This window comes from Polaromonas sp. (genome assembly GCF_012927415.1).
Taxonomy (GTDB): Bacteria; Pseudomonadota; Gammaproteobacteria; order Burkholderiales; family Burkholderiaceae_C; genus Polaromonas.
This window is the reverse complement of the sequence record NZ_JABBPF010000026.1, coordinates 1-3,469: the sequence shown is the minus strand read 5'-3', so window position 1 is coordinate 3,469 and position 3,469 is coordinate 1. Positions and strand designations below refer to the sequence as shown.

The following is a 3,469-nucleotide window of genomic DNA, read 5'->3' as shown; positions in this document are numbered from 1 at the left end:
ATCGCGGCGCAGCGTTTTGCCGGGCGCCTGGGCTTGCGCGCGGGCTTCATCCAGCGCCACATAAACCTTGCCGTCTTCGTCGTACCAGGCCGGAATCTGGTGGCCCCACCACAACTGGCGTGAGATGCACCAGTCCTGGATGTTCCCCATCCACTGGTTGTAGGTGTTGACCCACTGCTCGGGAACGAATTTCACCGCGCCGCTGTCCACCGCGTCAATCGCTTTTTGCGCGATGGATTTGCCGGTCGGGTCCTGGTCGCTGACCTTGTTCACGGCGACAAACCACTGGTCGGTCAGCATCGGCTCGATGATCTGGCCGGTGCGGGTGCAGCGCGGCACCATGAGCTTGTGCTTTTTGACTTCGACCAGAAAGCCCTGCGCTTCCAGGTCAGCCACGACGGCCTTGCGGGCGACGAAGCGGTCCAGGCCCCGGTATTTCTCGGGCGCGTTGTCGTTGATGGCTGCGTCCAGTGTCAGCACGCCGATGATGGGCAACTGGTGGCGCTGGCCGACCGCATAGTCGTTGGTGTCATGCGCGGGCGTCACCTTGACCACGCCGGTGCCGAATTCCCTGTCAACGTAATCGTCCGCAATCACAGGAATATCCCGCTTGCACAGCGGCAATTTCACGAACTTTCCGATCAGGTGCTGGTAGCGTTCGTCCTCCGGGTGCACCATCACCGCCACGTCGCCCAGCATGGTTTCAGGCCGCGTCGTGGCCACGGTCAGCGAACCGCTGCCGTCGGCCAGTGGATAGCGGATGTGCCACATGAAGCCGTCTTCCTCCTCGCTTTCAACTTCCAGGTCGCTGACGGCGGACTTCAGGATCGGGTCCCAGTTGACTAGACGCTTGCCCCGGTAAATCAGGCCCTGTTGATAGAGTTGCACAAAGGTCGAAGTCACCACCTTTGACATTTTCGGGTCCATGGTGAAGTACTCGTGCTTCCACGACACCGAGTCGCCCATGCGGCGCATTTGGCGCGTGATGGTCGAGCCTGACTCTTCCTTCCACTCCCACACCCTGCTCACAAAATTCTTGCGGCCAAGGTCGTGCCGGCTTTTGCCTTCGCCCTGCAGCTTGCGCTCGACCACAATCTGCGTCGCAATGCCGGCATGGTCGGTGCCGGGCAGCCACAGCGTGTTGTCGCCCTTCATGCGGTGGTAGCGGGTGAGCGAGTCCATGATGGTCTGGTTGAAGGCATGGCCCATGTGCAGCGTGCCGGTCACGTTGGGCGGCGGCAGCTGGATCGAAAACGAGGGCTTGGCGGCATCCAGCGTCGGTTCGTACTGGCCGCTTTGTTCCCACAGCGGGCCCCAGTGGCTTTCAATCGCCGCCGGTTCAAACGACTTGGCCAGGCTGTCCAGCCCCGGCGTGAGTGGAATCGCTTTGGCGGCGTCGGTTGCGGGGGCGGCGGGCGTAGGGGTGGCAGCTTCAGTCATGGGGCAATGAAAAACGGCATCGCAGCGATGCCGCGTTGGGTTGGGATCGGGAAAGGGCAGGCGAAAGACCGAGTTTATTCGACTGCTGCCGGGGCAGCGTGTTAGCGCGCTGTTCCGGCACGCGCAGGGCTTTGCGGGTGCCCTGCTCCCTGCTGGCGCAGCTGTCGTAAAGTCAGGCCTTTGTCGAACTGAAGAATTCAAGGCCATGCTTTTTTTACTTTCCCCCGCCAAAGCACTCGACTACGACACGCCGCCGCATACAGCCACGCATACCCAGCCGCTGTTCAAGCGCCAGTCGGCTGAACTGATCGAGCTTCTAAAGTGCAAAACGCCGCAGGAAATCAGCAGCCTGATGAAGCTGTCGGATGCGCTGGCAGGCTTGAATGTGGCGCGCTACGGTTCCTGGTCACCCAGGTTCAGCGCCAAAAACTCAAAGCAGGCTGTGCTGGCCTTCAATGGCGATGTCTATGAAGGGTTGAACGGCAAGACCCTGAGCGAAGCGCAACTTGGCTGGGCGCAGCAGCATGTCTGCATTTTGAGCGGCCTGTACGGCGTGCTGCGCCCGCTCGACTGGATGCAGCCTTACCGGCTGGAAATGGGCACGGCGCTGGCCACGGAACACGGCAAAAATCTTTACCAGTTCTGGGGCTCGCAAATTTCCGCCTATCTCAATCAGCGCGCCGCTGTCGACACCAGTCCCGTCATCGTCAATCTGGCCAGCCAGGAGTATTTCAAAGCCGTTGACCGCAAGGCGTTGATCCCCCGCGTGGTGAGCTGCGTGTTTGAGGAATTCAGGGGCGACAGCTACAAGGTCATCAGCTTCATGGCCAAGCGCGCGCGTGGACTGATGGTTCGCTACGCCGTCGAACACCAGCTGGTGACGGTAAAAAAGCTTCAGGGGTTTGACGCCGAAGGTTATTGTTTTGACCCGGCTGCGTCGGAGCTGGACCGGCTGGTGTTCCGGCGCAGGCAAGCCGCCTGAAACCGCGCGGCTTAACCAACTTAACAAGGAGATCGCCTGCTGGTCCAGTACTTTCGGGCATAGTAAGCTATGAAAATAAGAGCAAACGGAATTGACATCGAAGTCGAGGACAGCGGCGCCGCACCCGCTGCGCAAGACCGGCCACAGCCCGTGGTGCTGCTCATCATGGGCCTGGGCATGCAGCTGATTGCCTGGCCACCCGAGATGGTGCAGGCGCTGGTTGACGCAGGGTACCGCGTCGTGCGTTTTGACAACCGCGATGCCGGCCTGAGCCAGCGATTTGACGCGCTGGGTGCGCCAAAACTGCTGTGGGCCGGCTTGAAATTTCGGCTCGGCTGGCGCATTACACCGCCTTACAGCGTGCAAGACATGGCAGCCGACGCGCTGGGTGTGCTCGATGCGCTGCGGATTGATCAGGCGCACATCGTGGGTGTCAGCATGGGAGGCATGATTGCGCAGCGGCTGGCCTTGCTGGCACCAAGGCGGGTCTTGAGCCTGACCAGCATCATGAGCTCCAGCGGGGCGCGCGGACTGCCGGAGGCCCAGGCGCGCGTGACGCGCGTGCTGCTCAGCCGACCGGCCGGCAAGGGCATGGGCGCGGCGATTGACCACTCGGTGAAGCTTTTCCAGGCGATCGGCAGCCCGGGTTTTCCCATGAATGATGCCGACCTGCGCGAACGCGTCAGCGCCGCGGCCAGGCGCGGCTTTTATCCCCAGGGCATTCCCCGGCAGATGGTAGCCATCCTGGCCGACGGCAATCGCGCCGCCGCGCTGGTGCGCGTGGCAGTGCCCACGCTGGTGGTGCACGGCAAGGACGACCCGCTGGTGCCGTTTGCCTGCGGCGAAGACACGGCACGCCGCATTCCCGGCGCCAGGCTGGTGGGGGTTGAAGGCATGGGCCATGATTTGCCCCCCGGCGTGGTGCAGCGTTTGCTGGCACTGTTGATGCCGCACTTAGACGCGGCAAACTCCAGACAGGTGACACCGGCATGAACACCCCTGAACAGTCCCAACTGGGCAAAACCGCAGCCTATGTTGACCAGGATG

General features: G+C 62.1%; 3 protein-coding genes. 2 read left to right on the top strand and 1 reads right to left on the bottom strand.

The annotated features are described in order from the left end of the window. A partial coding sequence (locus HHJ19_RS02645) for a valine--tRNA ligase (RefSeq protein WP_296903795.1) occupies nucleotides 1-1,440 on the bottom strand: 1,440 nt, incomplete at its 3' end. Between the two features lie 205 nt (nucleotides 1,441-1,645). On the opposite strand from HHJ19_RS02645, the gene yaaA reads away from it, so the two are divergent. Continuing rightward, on the top strand, nucleotides 1,646-2,422 hold the full coding sequence (yaaA, locus tag HHJ19_RS02640) for a peroxide stress protein YaaA (protein ID WP_296903794.1): 777 nt from the start codon (nucleotides 1,646-1,648) through the stop codon (nucleotides 2,420-2,422). Between the two features lie 69 nt (nucleotides 2,423-2,491). Then, nucleotides 2,492-3,415 (top strand): alpha/beta fold hydrolase, encoded by a 924-nt coding sequence (locus HHJ19_RS02635; RefSeq protein WP_296903792.1) that lies wholly within the window; start codon nucleotides 2,492-2,494, stop codon nucleotides 3,413-3,415. The last annotated feature ends 54 nt before the right edge of the window (nucleotides 3,416-3,469 follow it).